This is a genomic window from Nonomuraea sp. NPDC049486, assembly GCF_040676925.1.
Taxonomy (GTDB): Bacteria; Actinomycetota; Actinomycetes; order Streptosporangiales; family Streptosporangiaceae; genus Nonomuraea; species Nonomuraea ferruginea.
Map to the genome: position 1 here is coordinate 322,740 of NZ_JBFAPV010000010.1, position 17,668 is coordinate 340,407.

20 protein-coding genes are annotated in these 17,668 nt (G+C 71.2%); 10 read left to right on the top strand and 10 right to left on the bottom strand.

What is annotated here, in order from left to right:
* Positions 1-2 precede the first annotated feature (2 nt).
* Positions 3-779 carry an alpha/beta fold hydrolase gene (locus tag AB0K05_RS28770; protein WP_364233122.1) on the top strand — a complete coding sequence of 259 codons (777 nt, stop codon included), beginning with the start codon at positions 3-5 and terminating at the stop codon, positions 777-779.
* Here the strand turns inward: AB0K05_RS28770 and AB0K05_RS28775 are convergent.
* Positions 776-937 carry a hypothetical protein gene (locus tag AB0K05_RS28775; protein WP_187281611.1) on the bottom strand — a complete coding sequence of 54 codons (162 nt, stop codon included), beginning with the start codon at positions 935-937 and terminating at the stop codon, positions 776-778. The genes AB0K05_RS28770 and AB0K05_RS28775 overlap by 4 nt on opposite strands.
* Positions 938-976: 39 nt before the next feature.
* Positions 977-2,122 carry an acyl-CoA dehydrogenase family protein gene (locus AB0K05_RS28780; RefSeq protein WP_364233125.1) on the bottom strand — a complete coding sequence of 382 codons (1,146 nt, stop codon included), beginning with the start codon at positions 2,120-2,122 and terminating at the stop codon, positions 977-979.
* A gap of 223 nt (positions 2,123-2,345) precedes the next feature.
* Here AB0K05_RS28780 and AB0K05_RS28785 point away from each other — a divergent pair, with 223 nt between their 5' ends.
* The 6 genes from AB0K05_RS28785 to AB0K05_RS28810 all read left to right on the top strand — a co-directional run bounded on the left by AB0K05_RS28785 (position 2,346) and on the right by AB0K05_RS28810 (position 8,482).
* Complete coding sequence (locus tag AB0K05_RS28785) at positions 2,346-3,641, top strand: hypothetical protein (RefSeq protein ID WP_271278935.1); 1,296 nt, start codon at positions 2,346-2,348, stop codon at positions 3,639-3,641.
* A complete protein-coding gene (locus AB0K05_RS28790; protein ID WP_148036738.1) occupies positions 3,638-4,423 on the top strand; it encodes a class F sortase in 786 nt (261 codons plus the stop codon). The genes AB0K05_RS28785 and AB0K05_RS28790 overlap by 4 nt, the downstream gene beginning before the upstream one ends.
* 98 nt (positions 4,424-4,521) lie before the next feature.
* Positions 4,522-5,808, top strand: coding sequence for a hypothetical protein (locus AB0K05_RS28795; protein ID WP_364233128.1), 1,287 nt, complete (start codon positions 4,522-4,524; stop codon positions 5,806-5,808).
* 6 nt (positions 5,809-5,814) lie between these two features.
* A complete protein-coding gene (locus AB0K05_RS28800; RefSeq protein WP_364233130.1) occupies positions 5,815-6,576 on the top strand; it encodes a class F sortase in 762 nt (253 codons plus the stop codon).
* A gap of 25 nt (positions 6,577-6,601) precedes the next feature.
* The gene (locus AB0K05_RS28805) at positions 6,602-7,267 is read left to right on the top strand and encodes a hypothetical protein (RefSeq protein WP_148036741.1); all 666 of its coding nucleotides are present in this window, start codon (positions 6,602-6,604) and stop codon (positions 7,265-7,267) included.
* 69 nt (positions 7,268-7,336) lie between these two features.
* Entirely contained in the window at positions 7,337-8,482 is a 1,146-nt protein-coding gene (locus tag AB0K05_RS28810; protein WP_148036742.1) for an acetyl-CoA C-acetyltransferase, read from the top strand.
* A 105-nt stretch (positions 8,483-8,587) separates the two neighbouring features.
* Here AB0K05_RS28810 and AB0K05_RS28815 read toward each other — a convergent pair whose 3' ends face one another.
* The 5 genes from AB0K05_RS28815 to AB0K05_RS28835 are packed head-to-tail and all read right to left on the bottom strand — an operon-like array spanning position 8,588 to position 10,820.
* A complete protein-coding gene (locus AB0K05_RS28815; protein ID WP_219552276.1) occupies positions 8,588-8,824 on the bottom strand; it encodes a hypothetical protein in 237 nt (78 codons plus the stop codon).
* Positions 8,825-8,826: 2 nt separating this feature from the next.
* Positions 8,827-9,684 (bottom strand): hypothetical protein, encoded by an 858-nt coding sequence (locus AB0K05_RS28820; protein WP_148036744.1) that lies wholly within the window; start codon positions 9,682-9,684, stop codon positions 8,827-8,829.
* Positions 9,675-9,980 carry a hypothetical protein gene (locus AB0K05_RS28825; RefSeq protein ID WP_148036745.1) on the bottom strand — a complete coding sequence of 102 codons (306 nt, stop codon included), beginning with the start codon at positions 9,978-9,980 and terminating at the stop codon, positions 9,675-9,677. Before AB0K05_RS28825 ends, AB0K05_RS28820 begins: the two co-directional genes overlap by 10 nt.
* Before the next feature lie 58 nt (positions 9,981-10,038).
* Complete coding sequence (locus tag AB0K05_RS28830; protein WP_364233135.1) at positions 10,039-10,416, bottom strand: YbaB/EbfC family nucleoid-associated protein; 378 nt, start codon at positions 10,414-10,416, stop codon at positions 10,039-10,041.
* Complete coding sequence (locus AB0K05_RS28835) at positions 10,416-10,820, bottom strand: YbaB/EbfC family nucleoid-associated protein (RefSeq protein WP_364233137.1); 405 nt, start codon at positions 10,818-10,820, stop codon at positions 10,416-10,418. Before AB0K05_RS28835 ends, AB0K05_RS28830 begins: the two co-directional genes overlap by 1 nt.
* A gap of 382 nt (positions 10,821-11,202) precedes the next feature.
* Between AB0K05_RS28835 and AB0K05_RS28840 the strand changes: the two genes are divergently transcribed.
* The gene (locus AB0K05_RS28840; RefSeq protein ID WP_364233139.1) at positions 11,203-11,763 is read left to right on the top strand and encodes an RNA 2'-phosphotransferase; all 561 of its coding nucleotides are present in this window, start codon (positions 11,203-11,205) and stop codon (positions 11,761-11,763) included.
* Here AB0K05_RS28840 and AB0K05_RS28845 read toward each other — a convergent pair.
* Both AB0K05_RS28845 and AB0K05_RS28850 read right to left on the bottom strand, forming a co-directional pair.
* Positions 11,740-12,414: a response regulator transcription factor gene (locus AB0K05_RS28845; protein ID WP_364233141.1), complete on the bottom strand. Its 675-nt coding sequence runs from the start codon at positions 12,412-12,414 to the stop codon at positions 11,740-11,742. The two genes, AB0K05_RS28840 and AB0K05_RS28845, sit on opposite strands and share 24 nt — an antisense overlap.
* Positions 12,378-13,889 (bottom strand): histidine kinase, encoded by a 1,512-nt coding sequence (locus AB0K05_RS28850; RefSeq protein ID WP_364233144.1) that lies wholly within the window; start codon positions 13,887-13,889, stop codon positions 12,378-12,380. Before AB0K05_RS28850 ends, AB0K05_RS28845 begins: the two co-directional genes overlap by 37 nt.
* 159 nt (positions 13,890-14,048) lie before the next feature.
* Between AB0K05_RS28850 and AB0K05_RS28855 the strand changes: the two genes are divergently transcribed.
* Together AB0K05_RS28855 and AB0K05_RS28860 are read left to right on the top strand one after the other, a co-directional pair.
* A complete protein-coding gene (locus tag AB0K05_RS28855) occupies positions 14,049-14,954 on the top strand; it encodes an ATP-binding cassette domain-containing protein (RefSeq protein WP_364233146.1) in 906 nt (301 codons plus the stop codon).
* Positions 14,955-14,957: 3 nt separating this feature from the next.
* Entirely contained in the window at positions 14,958-17,189 is a 2,232-nt protein-coding gene (locus AB0K05_RS28860; protein WP_364233149.1) for an alpha/beta fold hydrolase, read from the top strand.
* Here the strand turns inward: AB0K05_RS28860 and AB0K05_RS28865 are convergent.
* On the bottom strand, positions 17,186-17,650 hold the full coding sequence (locus tag AB0K05_RS28865; RefSeq protein ID WP_364233152.1) for an Lrp/AsnC family transcriptional regulator: 465 nt from the start codon (positions 17,648-17,650) through the stop codon (positions 17,186-17,188). The genes AB0K05_RS28860 and AB0K05_RS28865 overlap by 4 nt on opposite strands.
* Between the last annotated feature and the right edge of the window lie 18 nt (positions 17,651-17,668).

The following is a 17,668-nucleotide window of genomic DNA, read 5'->3' on the forward strand; positions in this document are numbered from 1 at the left end:
GCATGGAGCTGGCCTTCGAACGCCGCGGCACGGGCGAGCCGCTGATCCTCGTCCACGGCATCGGTCACCACTGGCAGGGATGGCTGCCGGTGATGGACCGGCTGGCCGCCTCGCGCGACGTGATCGCCGTCGACCTGCCCGGGTTCGGGCGCTCGCCCGGACTGCCTGACGGCGTCCCGTACACCCCGGAGTCGCTGGCCGACGCGGTCGAGTCGTTCTGCGCGCTGCTGGGCGTCCGCGAGCCGCACGTCGCGGGCAACTCGCTCGGCGGCTACCTGGCGCTGGAGCTGGCCTCGCGCGGCACCGTACGCACGGCGACGGCGCTCTCGCCCGCCGGGTTCTGGTCCCGCTCGGAGCTGCTCTACTGCCAGGCGGTGCTCAGGGCGACCCGGAAGACGGCGCGCTCGCTGCCGCCCGAGCAGGCCGCCGAGCTGGCGGAGAACCCCGTCGGCCGGGCGCTGTCGGTCGGCCTGATGGTCGCGCACCCGTCGCGGATGACGCCGACCGCGCTGCTCGCCGCCACCCAGGCGCTCGCCTCGGCGAGCGGGTTCGACCAGACGCTGGAGTCGTTCACGAACGTGATGCCGCCCGCGCCGCCCAAGGCGCCGATCACCATCGCCTGGGGCGAGCACGACCGGCTGCTGCCGCGCCGCCAGGCCGTGCGCGCCGCCAAGTGGTCGGGTCAGCGGGTCAAGCTGCTCAAGGGCTGCGGCCACCTGCCGATGACCGACGACCCGGCGCTGGTGACGCGGGTGCTGCTGGAGGGCAGCAGCGGTTAGCGCATCGTCTGCCCCCACAGCAGCAGCATGACGATGATGAAGACGATCACCACTCCGGCGTAGCCGACGGGTCCGAGCCGGATCGCCCGGCGCACCCGGTTGAGGCCCCAGGCGAACAACAGGGCCAGGAAGACCAGGAGGATCAGGCCGCTGTCCATGCAGTCCAGTATGCGCCGCCGGCTCGGGTTCCGCGCGGGTCAGAAGCCGAAGGACCGGCCGATGATCTCCTTCATGATCTCGGTGGTGCCGCCGTAGATGGTCTGCACCCGGCTGTCCAGCCAGGCCTTGGCCACCGGATACTCCATCATGTAGCCGTAGCCGCCGTGCAGCTGGAGACACCGGTCGATGACCTTGGTCTGCAGCTCGGTCGTCCACCACTTGGCCTTGGCCGCGTCGACCGCGGTGAGCGTGCCGGCGTTGAGCGCCAGGACACACTTGTCCACGTAGTGGCGGGCGATCTCCGTCTCGGTGGCCAGCTCGGCCAGGACGAACCGGGTGTTCTGGAACGAGCCGAGGTTGCGGCCGAACGCCTGGCGGTTCTTGCAGTACTCGATCGTCGCGGCCAGCACCGTCTCCGCCGCCGCCACGGCCGCCACCGCGATCGACATCCGCTCCTGCGGCAGGTTGTTCATCAGCTGGAAGAAGCCCTGGCCGTCCTCGGGGCCCAGGCGGTTGGCGACCGGCACCCGCACGTTCTCGAAGAACAGCTCGGCGGTGTCCTGCGCCTTCATGCCGATCTTGTCGAGGTTGCGGCCCCGGCCGAAGCCCTCCATGCCCCGCTCCACCACCAGCAGCGTCACGCCCCTGGCCCCGGCCGACGGGTCGGTCTTGGCGACCACCACCACGAGGTCGGCGTTGATGCCGTTGGTGATGAACGTCTTCTGCCCGTCCACCACGTAGTGATCGCCCTCGCGGACCGCGGTCGTCCTGATGCCCTGCAGGTCGCTGCCCGCGCCCGGCTCGGTCATCGCGATCGCGGTGATCAGCTCCCCGCTGACGAACCCGGGCAGCCAGCGCTGCTTCTGCCCGTCATCGGTCAGATCCACCAGGTACGGGGCCATGACGTCGTTGTGCAGCGAGAAGCCCAGGCCGGAGGCGCCCTTCCCGATGAGCTCCTCGACGATGACCGCGTTGTAGCGGAAGTCCTTGATGCCGGCGCCGCCGTACTCCTCCGGCACCGAGAACCCGAACATGCCGACCTCTCCGGCCATCTTCCAGACGTCCCGCGGCACGATGCCGTCCTTCTCCCACTGGTCGTGGTGGGGGGCGACCTCGCGGGTCATGAACTCGCGCACGGTCTCCCGGAAGAGCAGGTGTTCCTCGTCGAAGAGGTCTCGCTCCATGACGCCTCCTAGGTGGGGGTTCTCCGGACACCAGAATACGATTCTGGAGACCTGGACACGGGTTCATCACAAGTGCAATGAGATGCACCTGTTGTCTGGGTTGCCGCCCCTAAGATCTAGCTTCGGTTTCGTGTGTGCGTGATCGGAGAACGCCGTGAGTCGGTGGCGTAGGGCATGGATAGCCGCATCAGTCGGCTTAACGGCTTCGGCCGGGCTGCTGACGATGCCCGCGGAGGCGCAGACCTTCAATCTGGTCGTCGACTACAGCTGCACCAATGGGGTCGCGGGCAGTGCTCCGGTGACGCTCAGGGCTCGTGTGCAGATCCCGACGACCATGCAGACGGGCAGCATGCTGTCGCTCGGCTGGACCGTCGAGTACACCGGCACCCGCCGGTTCATGTCGCCCGACTACTTCCCGGCCGGGGCCAAGGTCTCGCTCGTCGGCAACGTCAAGCTGGAAGGCGCCTGGAACGGCGTCCTGCAGCCGCGCGGGGTCGAGGAGCAGGGCGACCTGCAGCCCAACATGCGGCTGGAAGTGCCCGAGGGCATGTCCTCCGAGGCGCACATGACCGAGGAAGGCGTCATCCAGCTGACGCCCCAGGGGCTCACCGTGGACTTCGTCCCGCCTGAGGGCGAGGAGATCGTCAACGACGACGAGGTCAGCCGGATCACGTACAAGGGCGGCTGGTACCACCAGGGCTCCCTGCCGATGCAGTACGGCGACTACGGGCGTGACCTGCACACGACCGCGAACCGCACAGACGAGGCCGTCATCAAGTTCCACGGCACCGGGTTCGAGGTCATCGGCCGCCGGATGCCGGACGTCGGCAGGATCCGGGTGATCATCGACGACGACCAGTCGGCGATCGTGGACACCTCGAAGACCGAGAGCGGTGAGCCCACCAACGTCATCGAGGGCAACTCCACTCTGTGGCGGCGCGACGACCTCCCCTACGGGTTCCACAGGCTGGCGGTGCGGGCCCTGGACGACGGCAAGGACGTGCACCTCGACGCGTTCAAGCTGCTCACCGCGGATCTGATCAACCCGCCGACGCTGCACCGGTCGACCTGCACCATCACCAACAACCCGGGCACGGTAGAGATCAACGTCGGCGGAGCCAGCCCCGATCCGACGGACACGCATGACCCTGACCCGACGGACACGAACGACCCCGATCCCACGGACACCGGGACGCCGACCGTAACCCCCACCACGACTCCCACCACCACGCCGCCCGGTCATCACGACCTGCCGAACGACGGCGGGCGCCACGTGAGCGTGGTGGTGCCCGGAAGCACCACCACGCCGACGCCGTCCGCCAACCCCACTGTCACGAACTACAAGGCGCAGGTCGTCGCGACTCCCACCGGCGGTGTGGACACGGGTGAGGCTCCGGAACGGGAGGCCGGCTCGCACGGGCTGCTGCTGAGCGGCAGCCTGCTGTTGATGGGCAGCGTCACCGGTGGCCTGCTGATGCGGCGCCGCCGGGCCGAGCATGCCGGAGGGATGGACCGATGACCCAGCCGCAGAAGTCACCGACGAGCCGGGCGATGCCCGCGCTGCTGATCGCCGGTTCGCTCGGCGGCGTGGGCGTCATCATGGTCGGCCTGCTGTCGTTCATCCCGCCGGTGGACGACGGCTCGGGCTCGGTCCCGCTGGCGCAGGGCGAGCCCACGCCGGTGCAGTTCCAGAACGCGGGCGCCTTCCAGCTCGCGCCCACCGTCGGCCCCGGCGGCGACAACGTGCCGCTCACCCCGGCCCGCCTGGAGGCGCCGCCGCCCCTGGCCGCCGTGCCGACCGTGGCGGCGATCCCGCCGGTCAAGTCGAAGAAGGCCAAGGCCAAGACCCGGCCGACCCGGATCCGCATCCCCAAGATCAAGGTCAGCTCCAGGATCAACCCGGTCAAACTGACCAAGACCGGCGCCCTCGGCACCCCGCCGCTCAGCAAGCCCAACGTGACGGGCTGGTACAACAAGAGCCCGCTCCCGGGCGAGCTGGGGCCCTCGATCATCAACGGCCATGTCAGCACCAAGAAGGGCGCGGCCGTCTTCAAGCGTCTCAACGAGCTGGCCAAGGGCGACCACATCTACGTGTACCGCTCGGACGGCAAGGTCGCCCGCTACACCGTGAGCGGGATCGAGCAGGTCAGCAAGAAGACGTTCCCGACGAACCGGGTGTACGGCAACACCAACGACGCCCAGCTCCGGCTCATCACGTGTGGCGGAGTCTTCAACCAGAAGGCGCACAGCTACACCGACAACATCGTGGTGTACGCGACGTTGTCGAAGAAGAAGGGCTGACGGTCTGGTTTTGGTTGTTTACAGAAGCCTGACAGGATGAGTCCGTATGCTCTTCCCCAACTGTGACCGATGAGACCACGCTGTATTGGAGAAGGACAGTGCTGACGTCCCAGGCGAGGCGCCGCCTCGTCCAGAAGACCTCCTCGGCCTTAGGGCTGGTGGGCACATTCGTCCTTCTTGCCGGCTCGCTGGTCGTCAGCGCCGCCCCCGCGAGCGCGGCGGCCCTGGCGGTCGAGAAAGACATCATCTTCACCTGCACCGGCGAACGTTTCACCAACACCTCGATCACGGTCAAGTTCAGCGCCCCTGATTCGGTGCCTGCGGGCTCGCCCTTCAACCTGACTTTGGGCATCCCTGCTCTAACTCTCGGACAGGCTGTGACGACGGCGACGACCGTTTCGGTCAACGCCCAGATGACGGTGACCGGCGGCACGGTTACGCCGGGCGTTAAGCCAGGGGCTCAGGTTCCCGTGAACACCACGGCGATTCCGGCAGGCAACGTGACGTACCCCGTCGCGGTGACCGCGGGCGCGACCGGCAAGGTAACCATCAAGCCCACGACCCTGACCCTCGGTCTTACTTCGCCGGCAACGCCCGTGGAGACCTGCACTCCCTCCACCGCCACCGATGTCCTGGAAGTCCCGATCGGCACGGGTGGCGGCGGCAACACCGAGGAGATCGTCAGCTACACGTGCACGGCCGGCACCGAGACGCCCGCCACCGTCGACATCAAGATCACGCCGACCATGCCGACGGGCGCCAAGGCCAACCAGGACGCCTCCATCACCTGGGCGGCAGCCGTCCAGACGACCGGTGACGAGCTGAAGGTGCCGACGACCGGGTTCCCGACCGGCAGCAAGTACTTCGCCACGGTCAAGGCCAGCGGCGCCGGAGCGCCCGCCACGGCGACGGGCGACGCGGCCATCACCGGGACGGCTGGGCAGAGCCTGACGACCTTGCCCAACGTGACGATCAAGGTGAGGCCCACGACCACCGGCACCGTCACCATCACCCCAGGCGACCTGGCCTTCGGTACGAGTGCGACCGCGGCGGCCCTCAAGTGCACGGCTCCCACGACCGGTCTGCCCACCTTCACGTTCCAGGTCGCCGCCGGCACGCCGACCGACGATCCCACCGACGACCCGACCACGACCCCGACCGCGACCCCCACCAAGACGACCACGGTGATCGTCACCGAGACCCCCACCACGCGGACCACCAGCCCGACGGCGCGCTCGTCCAAGACGCCGAAGGACGGGGTCGCCACCGGGGCCGGTGGTGACGCCGGGCCCGACGGGCGGATGTTCGTCCTCGCCGGATCCATGCTGATCCTGGCCGCCGGGGGTGGCGGGCTGCTGATGCGCCGCCGCGCCGCCAGAGGGTGATCGGCCGTGGTCAACCAGTATCCGTACGGCTCACCCGTACCGCCGCCCCCGCAGCCGGACGACGGCGGGAAGGTGCTGCGCACGACGCTGCTGGTCGCGGCGATCGCGGGGGTGGTGACCGTGGTCGCGGGGATGCTGATCGTGCTGGGCGCGCCCGAGGAGTACGGGCTGGCGAGCGATCGTGACTCGCTGGCCCTGACCGCGCAGCCCGAGGGGAAGGCGGGGCAGCCGGAGCAGGCGATGTTCCAGGCCGCCCCGGACGTGCCGCCGCCGCTGCCGCAGATCCAGCCGGCCCCGGCGATGCTGCCGTCGAGCCCGGTGAAGCTGAAGATCAAGCGGCTCGGCATCGACGCGCCGATCAAGTCGGTGGGCCTGGCCAAGGACGGCACGATCCAGGTGCCGCCGTCGGACAACCCCAACCTGGTCGGCTGGTACCGGAACATGTCCACCCCGGGCGAGGCCGGCCCGGCGGTGGTGCTGGGCCACAAGGACACCCGGACGCGCAGCGCCGTGTTCGCCCGCCTGCCCGAGATCCGCAACGGCGACCAGATCGAGGTCAAGCGGCAGGACGGCGTCACGGCCGTGTTCACGGTCGGCGGCGTCGAGCAGGCGGACAAGAAGACGTTCCCGACGCAGCGGGTCTACGGCCCGCAGCAGAACGCCCAGCTCCACCTGATCACCTGCGGTGGCGTCTACAACCGCAACACCGGCCACTACACCGACAACGTCATCGTGTACGCGACGATGACGAGCTCCTATCGAAGCTGATCGCGGAGGGCGCGCAATGGGCTGGATGGCGAAGCGGAGACTGCGTACTGGCCCCACGGCGGCTCTGCCCGCCAGGCCGGACCGGTCGGAGCTGCTGCGGCTGGTGCGGCTGGCAGACCCGGGCGCGCGGGAGGACGGGGACGACGTCGTCGCCGTCGACGTCCGGGTGCACGCGCCGGTGGAGGCCGATCCCGGCCTGGTCGGCGGCGAGCTGGAGCAGGTGTGGGCGTGCCGGGTGACCGCGGAGGGCCCGCTGCCCGTCGACTACTTCGACCGCTTCCTGGCGGAGGGGCTGGCGTTCCGGCTGGGCGGGCTCGCCGTCTGCCGGGGCGAGGTCACCGATCCCGCCGACGAGAGCCTGCCGGGCGGGCCCGCGGTCATCCTGCCGGTCAGGCCCGCCGCCGAGGAGCTGATGGAGCTGCTGGAGGGTGAGGTCGAGCAGGAGGAGGAGTTCGTCTTCACCGCCGGCGGCGTCCGGGTCCTGGTCGTGCCGGAGAAAGGGCAGCCGCCCGCGGCCCAGGAGCTGCTGCCGTTCGCGGCCGAGCTGACCGCCCTCGAACTGCGCGGCGACGACCAGGCGAAGCTGGCCACGCTGGCGCTGTCGCTGTCGGACGCGCTGAACGGGCTGGTCGTGGACCGGTGGCGGTTCCGCGTCGACCGGGCGGAGGACCTTCTGCCGCCTTCGTCATAGGCACCCGAGCAACGTTCTGTTGTACTCTCGGGGAGAGAACCGAATATTGCTCGGTTTACAGGAGGAACAGTGGCAGAGGCGTACATCGTCGGGGCCGTCCGGACCCCGGTCGGAAAGAAGAAGGGCGGCCTGTCCACCGTCCACCCCACCGATCTTGCCGCGCACACGCTCAAGGCACTGATCGACCGCACCGGTGTAGATCCCGCGGCGGTGGAGGACGTGATCATGGGGTGCGTCATGCAGTTCGGCCCCCAGTCCCTGGACATCGCCCGTAACGCCTGGCTGTCGGCCGGCCTGCCGGAGACCACTCCCGGCGTCACCATCGACCGCCAGTGCGGCTCCTCCCAGCAGTCGATCCACTTCGCCGCGCAGGGCGTCATGTCCGGCACCCAGGACCTGGTCGTGGCGGCCGGCGTGGAGTCGATGAGCATCGTGCCGATGGGCTCGCCGGTCTCCGCCGCGCTGGAGAAGGGCATGCCGTTCCCGTTCGGCGAGACCTGGGTCGAGCGCTACGGCAAGCAGGAGATCTCCCAGTTCCGCGGCGCGGAGCTGATGTGCGAGAAGTGGGGTCTGGAGCGCGCGGAGCTGGAGCGCTTCGCCCTGGAGTCGCACCAGCGGGCGGCCAAGGCCATCGCCAACGGCTACTTCAAGGAGCAGATCGCGCCGATCAACGGCGTCGAGGACGACGAGGGCCCGCGCGCCGACACCACGCTGGAGAAGATGGGGTCGCTGAAGACCCTGAAGGAGGGCGGCCAGATCACCGCCGCCACCTCCTCGCAGATCTCCGACGGCTCCGGCGCCGTGCTGATCGCCTCCGAGCAGGCCGTCAGGGACCACAACCTGACCCCGCGCGCCCGCATCACCCAGCTCACGGTCGTGGGCGACGACCCGGTCTACATGCTGACCGCGCCGATCCCCGCCACGCAGAAGGCGCTGAGCAAGGCCGGGCTGTCGATCGACGACATCGACGTGGTGGAGATCAACGAGGCGTTCGCGCCGGTGCCGCTCGCCTGGATCAAGGAGCTCGGCGCCGACCCGGCCAAGGTCAACCCCAACGGCGGCGCCATCGCCCTGGGCCACCCGCTGGGCGCCACGGGCTCGATCCTCATGACGAAGCTGCTGAACGAGCTGGAGCGCACCGGTGGCAGGTACGGCCTGCAGACGATGTGCGAGGGCGGCGGCCAGGCCAACGTCACCATCATCGAGCGCCTCTGAGGCCCGTCGGGGCAGGCGGCGGGGACCTTGGCGGGCGACCCCGCCCCCGGCCCTGACGCGAACGGCGCCCCGCTCCCCGCGAAGGGGGGCGGGGCGCCGTTCGCGTCAGGGGAGCTCGGCCCCGTCGTCGGGCAGGGGCGAGTAGTAGACGGTGACGTAGGGCCAGGGGTCGCCGTCGTCGTCGGTGTCGCTGTGCAGGATCAGGTCGCGGATCTCGATCCCGCCCATCTCCTCCAGCGTGCTGGCCAACCGGCGCAGCAGCATGGGGACGTCGCCCTGCTCCTCGCCCCGCGGGTTGTTCAGCGAGAAGTGCTGCGACTCGAATCCGACCCGGTCTGCCATCGTTATTTCCCTCGCCCTCTCTTCTGCTTGTTCCTGTCGCCTTCGAACTTCTCGGCCTTGCGTATCTTGCCGGCGGCCCTGTTGAAGACGCTCCGGTCGTAGGGCTGACCGTTCTCCTTCGCCTCCACGGCCTCCAGTTCCTCTTTGTTGAGGTTGGCCTGCGACTCGGGACGGCCGCGCCCGCCTCCGCGCCCGCCCCGGGCCATCTGCATGATGCCGGGCATGTCGTCCATGCGGTTGCGGAACCCGGAGACCGGGATCCGGCCGGGCCCTCCGGCGCCCGCCAGGGCGGTGCCGCCGGGACCGCCAGGACGGCGCAGGTTCTCCAGGATGCGCCGCATCGGGTCGGTGACGCGGCGCGCCATGCCGGGCGCGAGCTCCCTGGTCGCGCCCTCGAAGGCCTCGCGGTAGATCTTCGTGCCGGCCCGCCTGGTGGCGAGCAGCGTGGCGAGGGACATGACGCTGCCGTGGGGCGGGGGAGTGAGCCTGGACAGCGCCAGGCGCACGGTGGCGACGGCCGCGACCGTGCCGACCGCGACCTTGGTGGCGGTCACCACGTTCGCCATGCCGTCCAGCGCCACGGGCGCCACCCGCATCGCCGTCGCGGCCTGGGCCAGGTGGCCGGAGTCGGCGCCGGTCGCCTGCCAGAAGCCCTGTAACTGGGTGGCGCTGCCGCCCCGGTAGACGGCTGAGGAGGACAGGACGGTCGCGTCCGCCTCCGATCCGGCCGTGGCCGTCCCGCTCTCGACGGTGCGGACCGCGTCGGCGTCGCCGCGGATCAGGTCCTCGTCGACGTTGGGGAACGGGACGCCGGCCAGATCGAGGGCGAAGTGGAGCTCCGGCGGCAGGACTATGCCCATCGGTCCGGCTCCGGTGCGGTGAGCGCGGTCTCCACGGCCCCGATGTTGGCGGACGCCGCCACCATGCCGTCGCCCACGCCGTTGATCGAGCCGGACAGGCCGGGCACGGCGGTGAGTATGACCTCACGGCACTCGGTCCAGGCCAGTTGCAGGGCGGCGAAGAGCCCGTCGTCGCCCCACTGGCCGCCGCCCTCGCGGAGCCGCGCCACCGCCGCCTCGTAATCTTCCCCGTGCTGGTGCACCCGCGTCGCCTGCAGCCGCAGGGACTCGGGCGCCATCTCGAACCCCGTACTCATAGATGTGACGATAGCGAGGAAAGGTGACTTATGTGGTTGTTGTGAGTCGTTGCGGTTGTCAGCCGGGCCTGTTCAGTTGTTCGTTCAGCGCGGCGAGGTCGAGGCCGGGGACGGCCTCCTGGACGGCCGCGCTCAGGAGCGCCTCGGCCTGACGCCGGGTGTCGTCCTGTGCGCGCCGCACGGCCAGGAGGATCTCCTCGGCGAGGACGTGGCTGCCCTCGCGGGCGGCCTGGGGGCCCAGGACGACCTCCAGCACGCGCCCGTCGACCGCCGCGGACGCCTTCACCTGGACGCGGTCGCCCGTGCCGGTGCCGACGATCCCGGCCAGCCTCTCCTCCTGCTCGGCGAGCAGCGCCTCCAGGCGCCCGGCCTGCTCGGCGGCCATGTCGACGTCCTGCTCGCGGATGTCGCCCGGGTCGAGGTCGAAACCGAACATCACAGCCCTCCCGAGTAGAGGTCGCGGGCGGCGGACTCCACCCGGTGGCGGACGAACGTCTCGTCGAGCGGCTCGGGGAGGACGCCGACGCGGGCGGTCGCCTCGGCGACGATCTCCTCGGTGCGTTCGGCGGCGGCCTCCTGCGCCTGCTGGATCGCCTTGGTGACCTCGGCGCCGAGGGTGCGCGGGTCGAGGCGGAGCGCCCGAGGGTCGATGTGCAGGCCGCGCATCGCGCCGTGCCCGCCGGCCCGGGCCCTGATCATGCCCTGGGCGGCCTCGCCGACGCCTTCGACCTCGGCGATCAGGCGCTCGGCCCGGCGCAGGTCGCGCACCGCGGCCTGGGTCCGCTCGATGACCTGATCCAGGTAGTGGGTGTCTTCACTGGGGTCCGATGGCCAAGACATGCCGTGGATCCTAACGTCCCGGGAAAGGCGCGTGCCCCGCCCCTGTCGGGAGAGGCGGGGCACGCGTGGGTCGCGGCGACGCCGCGGACTACCACCATCCTGGTAGTGGCTTCAGCGGCCCTTGAGCGGGATGCGGCGGGGCGGCGCGATGGGGCGCTGCGGCATGCGCGGCATCTGCTTGGGGGCCGGAGGGCGCTTGCCCGACTTATCGGATTTGCTGGAAATATGGGCACGCATAAGAAGGCTCCTTTACGTAATGGCAGGGATCGGCTTCGTGGGCCGGGCCGTTCGACGGCCCCGGCGCATTACTGGTAAAGGCGCATGACTCGAAGGTAGATGTCCCGTAAGGTGCGGCACAACCGATTTATCGACGGGGGTGCCCATGGACGAGCGACGACTCGTACGCGTCTCCAAGTACGTGGCCAAGCACCTGCGTCACCAGCCCGAGCGCATCGGCATCGCGCTCGACGAGCAGGGCTGGGTGGACGTCGAGACCTTCCTGCGGGCCGCCGCGGCGCACGGCTTCCCGATCGGCCGCGAGGAGCTGGAACGGGTGGTACGGGACAACGACAAGCGGCGCTACGCCCTGGACGGCGACCGGATCCGCGCCAACCAGGGCCACTCCGTCACCGTCGACCTCGGCCTTCCGGTGACCGTGCCGCCCGCGTACCTCTATCACGGCACGGTGGCGCGGAACCTGGACGCGATCAGGGAGCGAGGGCTGCTGCCGATGGACCGCCACCACGTGCACCTGTCGGCCGACCGCGAGACCGCCACCCGGGTGGGCGCCCGCCGCGGCCGGCCCGTGGTGCTGCCGGTGGACGCGGGGGCGATGCACGAGGCCGGACACGAGTTCCGGGTCAGCGCCAACGGGGTGTGGCTGGCCGAGCGGGTGCCGCCGGAGTACATCGCGTGGCCGTCAGGAGCCCACGGACGGCATTGATCCCGGGGTGGCCTGAAGGTAGGCCAGGACCGCCATGACCCGCCGGTTGTGGTCGTCGGACGGAGGCAGACCGAGCTTGGCGAAGATGTTGTTGGTGTGCTTGCCGATCGCCTTGTCGGTCACCCGGAAGCGGGCCGCGATCGCCAGGTTGGACATGCCCTCCGCCATCAGCGCGAGCACCTCGCGCTCCCGCCGCGTCAGCGTGGCCAGCGGCTCGTCCCGGCCCCGGTGAGTCAGGAGCTGGGAGACGACCTCCGGGTCCATCGCGGTGCCGCCGCCCGCGACCTGGCGGACGGCGTCCACGAAACGGTCGACGTCGCCCACCCGGTCCTTCAACAGGTATCCCACCCCGCCGGAGCGGTCGGACAGCAACTCCCTGGCGTAGAGCTGCTCGACGTACTGGGACAGGATCAGCACGGGCAGCCCCGGCACTTGGCGGCGTGCCTCAAGCGCGGTGCGCAGGCCTTCGTCGGTGAAGCCGGGCGGCAGGCGCACGTCGACCACGGCCACGTCCGGGCGGTGCCGCACCAGAGCCCGCAGCAGCATGGGAGCGTTGCCGACGGCCTCCACCACGGTGCAGCCGTGGGCCGACAGCAGGCGGACCAGGCCGTCCCTCAGCAGTGCGAGATCTTCGGCGATGACAACGCGCACGGAAGCTCCATGGTCAGTTCGGTGGGGCCGCCGGGAGGGCTGCTCACGGTGAGCGAGCCGTCGAAGGCGGACAGGCGGTTCTCGATGCCGCGCAGGCCGGTGCCCCGGTCCAGGCGGGCTCCGCCGTGACCGTCGTCGCCCACGCCCACGCGCAGCACGCCGGCCACGTGGCGGAGCCGTACCCAGGCGTGGGAGGCGCCGCTGTGCTTGGTCGCGTTGGTCAGGGCTTCGGCGGCGGCGAAGTACACGGCGGACTCGACGGGCGGCGGCAGCCGGCCGGGCAGGTCCAGGTGGAGCTCGACCGGCATGGGACAGAGCAGCGCGGACGCCTCGATGGCCCCGGCCAGGCCGCGGTCGGCCAGCACCGGGGGATGGATGCCGCGCACCAGGTCGCGCAGGTCCGTCAGGGCCTCCCCGGCGGCCTCCCGCGCCTCGTCGATCGCCCGGTGCAGCTCGTCGGGGTCGCGGCAGCCGCGGGCCAGCGCCAGGTGCATGCGGATGGCGATCAGCTTGGCCTGGGCGCCGTCGTGCAGATCGCGCTCGATGCGGCGCACCTCGGCCTCACGCGCGTCCAGCACCGCGGCGCGGGACGCGGCCAGTTCCCGGATCCTGGCGTCCGGCGCCGGGCGGGCGTCCAGGAGCAGCCGTGCCAGCCGTGCCTGACCGGTGCGGAACAGGGGGACGGAGATGAGGATGATCACCGCGATGGACGCGACCGACATGGACAGGGCGAACGTGCTCAGGCTGCTGTTCTCCATCGGGCGCAGCCTGAAGAAGACGTGGTCCAGAGCGGCCAGCATCGCCCACATCACCGCAAGGGGTGCCGGGCCCGTGACGCTGTGCACGGCCAGCCACAGCAGCGTCCGCCGTGCGTCGTGCGGGGCCTGAAGCGAGGCCCCGACACCGCCCCTGGCGTTCGTGTCGCGGTTCCTGCCGTGTGTGTCGCGGTTGCTGCTGTCTGTGTCGCGGTCCCTGGCGTTCGCGTCGCGGTTCCTGGCGTTTGCGTCGCGGTCCCTGATGTCCGTGTCGTGGTCTCTGCGGTTCGCGTCGCGGTTCCTGCTTTCCGTGTCCCCGTCCCGGGGTAGGACCCGGCCCGCCCAGCGGCGCTGGAAAGCGGCCAGACGGTGGGCGAGCCCGAGCGAGCGGGCCAGCGGCGCGGCCAGGGGGCCGGCCACCGGCTCCAGCGCGGCGCTCACCGTGACCAGCGCGAGCAGCGCGAGCGCGGCCAGCCCGGTGACGGCGTTGAGCGCGAGGTCCACCAGCCCGGCCGCCGTCCTCAGAGCCTTGGCCGCCAGGCCGGCCGCCGTCTTCAGGGCGCGGGCCGCCGGTCCGGCCGTCTTCAGGGCTTGAGCCGCTAGTCCGGCCGCCGTCAGGGCCTGGGCAGCGGGCCCGGCCGCCGTGTTCCGGGCCTGGGCCGACGGCCTGTCGGCGGGCTTGCGCAGGGCGTCGCCGGGTGCGGGTCGTGTCCGGGTCACGGTTGCAGTCTGCCCTGTGCGTGGGTCTGTGACGGTAGGGCCGGCCCCACCGGCGAGGGTGGGGATTCTCCACCCGCCCTGGTGGGCGGGCGCCCATGGAGGACGGGCTTTCCGGCCACCAGGCTCGATCACGTCTGAATCCACGTACGAGGGAGCGATGTGATCGAAGTGAGGGGCCTGACCATCCGGTACGGCAGAACGCGAGCTGTCGACGACCTGACCTTCACGGTGAGACCCGGCCTGGTGACCGGCTTCTTGGGCCCGAACGGGGCGGGCAAGTCCACGACCATGCGGGCCGTGCTGGGGCTGGAGCCGCCCGACGCGGGTGAGGCGCTGGTGGACGGGCGCGCGTACGTGTCGCTGCGCCGGCCTCTGCGCACCATGGGGGCGCTGCTCGACGCCGGGGCGGTGCACGGCGGCCGGACCGCCCGCGCCCATCTCGGCTGTCTGGCGCGCAGCAACGGCATCGGCGCCGGACGGGTGACCGGGGTGCTGGAGCAGGCCGGTCTGGCCGGGGTCGCGGACCGGCGGATCAGCGGGTTCTCCCTGGGCATGAAGCAGCGGCTGGGGATCGCGGCGGCGCTGCTCGGCGATCCGCCGGTGCTGATGTTCGACGAGCCGCTGAACGGGCTGGACCCGGAGGGCATCCGCTGGCTGCGCGACCTGCTGCGGTCGCTGGCGGGCGAGGGCCGTACCGTGCTGCTGTCGAGCCATCTGATGAACGAGACGGCGCTCACCGCCGACCACGTCGTCGTCATCGGGCGGGGCCGGCTGATCGCGGACACCGCCATGAACACCCTGGCCGGGCTCTTCCGTGGCGATGTGCTGGTCCGCACGCCCGACCCGGAGCGTCTCACCGCCGTCATGCGCGCGCGGGGGGCGGAAGTGGTGACCGAGGACGACGGCGCTCTGTCCGTCCACGACCTGGACGCGGCCGAGATCGGCGTGCTGGCGCTGGCCGAGGGGATCCCGCTGGCGGAGCTGTCTCCGCGCGGCGCGTCCCTGGAGGAGGCGTTCATGCGGCTCACCGAGGACAGCACCGAGTACCACTCCGGAGGACGCTGACCGATGATCGACGTGATCGCTTCTGAGTGGATGAAGCTCCGCTCGCTCCGCTCGAACCTCTACTTGCTGGCCTGCTCGGTGGCGGCCGTCCTGGCCTGCGCCGGGATCGCGTTCATGATCGGCCGCGGGTTCGACAACCAGACGATGGACGAGAGGATGGCCTTCCCCGGCAACGGGGACGGCGTCGGCAACGGGATCGCGGTCGCCTACTTCGTGTTCGGCGTGCTCGGCGCCCTGGCGATCACCTCCGAGTACCGCACCGGGATGATCCGGACGAGCTTGGCAGCCGTGCCGCGCCGCTCGATGTTCCTGCTGGCCAAGGCGCCCGGCCTGGCCGCGGTCGCCCTGGTGGCGGGTCAGGTCCTGGCGTTCGCCATGCACGCGGCCGCCATGGCGGTGCTCGGCGACCGGGCCGGGCAGGTGCTCCGCGACGGGGTGACGCTGGGCACGCCGCTGTCGGAGCCGGGCGTGCTCGCCTCGGTGATCGTCGCCGGACTGTCGATGGCCGCGGTCGCGCTGATCGGGCTCGGCGTGGGGGCCGCCGTCCGCTCCACCCCGGGCGCGCTGGTCGTCATGACCGTGATCATCGTGGTGCTGCCGACGGCGGCCAGGACGCTGCCCATGCCGCTGCGCGCGCAGGCCGGCTCGTTCATGATCGAGAGCCTGCCGCTCCAGATCGCGGGGGCCGGCGGCGGGGTCCTGCCGCCCGTCGTCGCGGCGGGGCTGCTGGTCGCGTACGTGGTCGCCGCGCTGACGGCGGGGGCCACGGTGATCTCGCCAGGACGGGGCCGGGTCAGAGCGCTGGCGATCGGCGCGGCCACGACCGTCCTGGTCTCGGCGGCACCCGCCGCCGTGGCCGCTTCGCCGGGCGCCGGCCCGTCGGCGGCGGCCTGGGCGGACTGCGCGGACGAGAACCTTCACAAGGAGATGCGCTGCACCTCGATCAAGGTGCCGGTGGACTGGGCGGAGCCCGCCGGGCGGCAGATCGAGCTGACCGTCGGCCTGCTGCCGGCGACCGGGGCCCAGCGCCGGACGGGCACGGTGTTCGCGATCCCCGGCGGGCCTGGCGGCTCGGGCGTGGCGGACCTGAGCAGGAGCGCGGGCAGCTTCGCCGAGCTGCGCGACCGTTTCGACGTGGTCAGCGTCGAGCCCCGCAACACCGTCGACAAGGGCGTGCTGCCGTACGACTGCCTCATCACCGGCCCCTGGATCACCCGGCCGGACACCCGCGAGGAGTACGCCGAGCTGGGCAGGCGCAACCGGGCGGCGGCGGAGCGATGCCGCGCCGCCGACCCCGAGTTCTTCGACCACCTGGACTCGGCCTCCGTGGCGCGGGACATGGAGGCGATCCGCGTCGCGCTGGGCGAGGAGAAGCTGAGCTTCATCGCCACCTCCTACGGCGGCGTACCGGGGATCGCCTACTCCCGGCTGTTCCCCGGGCGGGTGCGCGCGATGGTCTTCGACGGCTCGGTCAGCCCGTACCTGGACCGCGTGCGCGGCAGGCTCCCGCATGAGGAGTCCTTCACCCGCTTCGCCGCCTGGTGCGCGGCGAGCACCACGTGCGCGCTGCACGGCCAGGACGTCGGCGAGGTCTGGCGGGCGCTGGTGGCCCGGGCCGACCGCGTCCCTGTGCCGGTCAAGGGTGAGCCGCCGCGGGCCGCCTACAGCGGGTTCGACCTCCAGGTGGCCGCCGCCCCCAGCATCGTCTCACCGGGTCCGGAGCCCGAGTTCCCCCGATGGGTGGAGCTCGCCGACGCGATCAAGCGGGCCGCCGGCGGTGACGCGTCGGGCTTCGCCGACTACGTCCGGCGGAGCACGGAAAGCCCGAAGGTCCCCGCGTTCACCGGGATGAACATGACCCACTGCCTCGACGGCCTCGGCTTCCGCGACTACGAGGAGTATCAGGAGATGCGCCGGGAGGGCGAGCGCCTGCTGCCGAACCTCGCGGGGAACGAACTCTGGCGCCCGCTCGCCTGCGTCGGCTGGCCGGCCCCGGCGACCAACCGGTCCGCGCCGCTGCCCGCCGGGGAACTGCCGCCCTACCTGGGCGTCGGCTCCTTGACGGACTTCGACGGGTCGGCGGACATCGTACGGCGGGTGCCCGGCTCGGCCGCGGTTCAGCGTCAGGGGTACGGTCACGGCCTCTACAAGAGCGGCGACTCCTGTGTCATCGCCCACGTGAACCGCTACCTGATCAGCCTGCGCCTCCCCGCGCCGGGCACCGTGTGCGGCTAGGCCGGGTCGGGCAGCCGGGCGGGGGCCGGGTCGCGCACCTGCTGAAAGATCACCGAGGTGCGGAAACCGGAGATCTCGCGCCGCTTGCTCAGCCGGTCGAGCAGGAAGTTGTGCAGGTGGTCGAGGTCCTGGACGGCCACGTGCAGCAGGAAGTCGTCGCCGCCGGCCAGCACGAACACGCTCAGCACCTCCGGCAGCGCGGCCGTCGACCGCTTGAAGGTGTCGATCACCTCCCGGCTCAGCGGGCGGACCTGCACCATGACCATGGCCTGCACGCTCCGGTTGAGCGCCGCGGGGTCGATGTCGGCGTGGTAGCCGCGGATCACACCGCGGCGGGTGAGCGCGCGTACCCGCTCCAGGCACGTGGAGGGGGCGACGCCGAGGCGGCGGGCGAGTTCGCGGTTGGACAGCCGCGCATCCGTTTGAAGGAGTCCTACGATCGCCGTATCAAGTTCGTCCATGACGGGATTCTGGCAGCG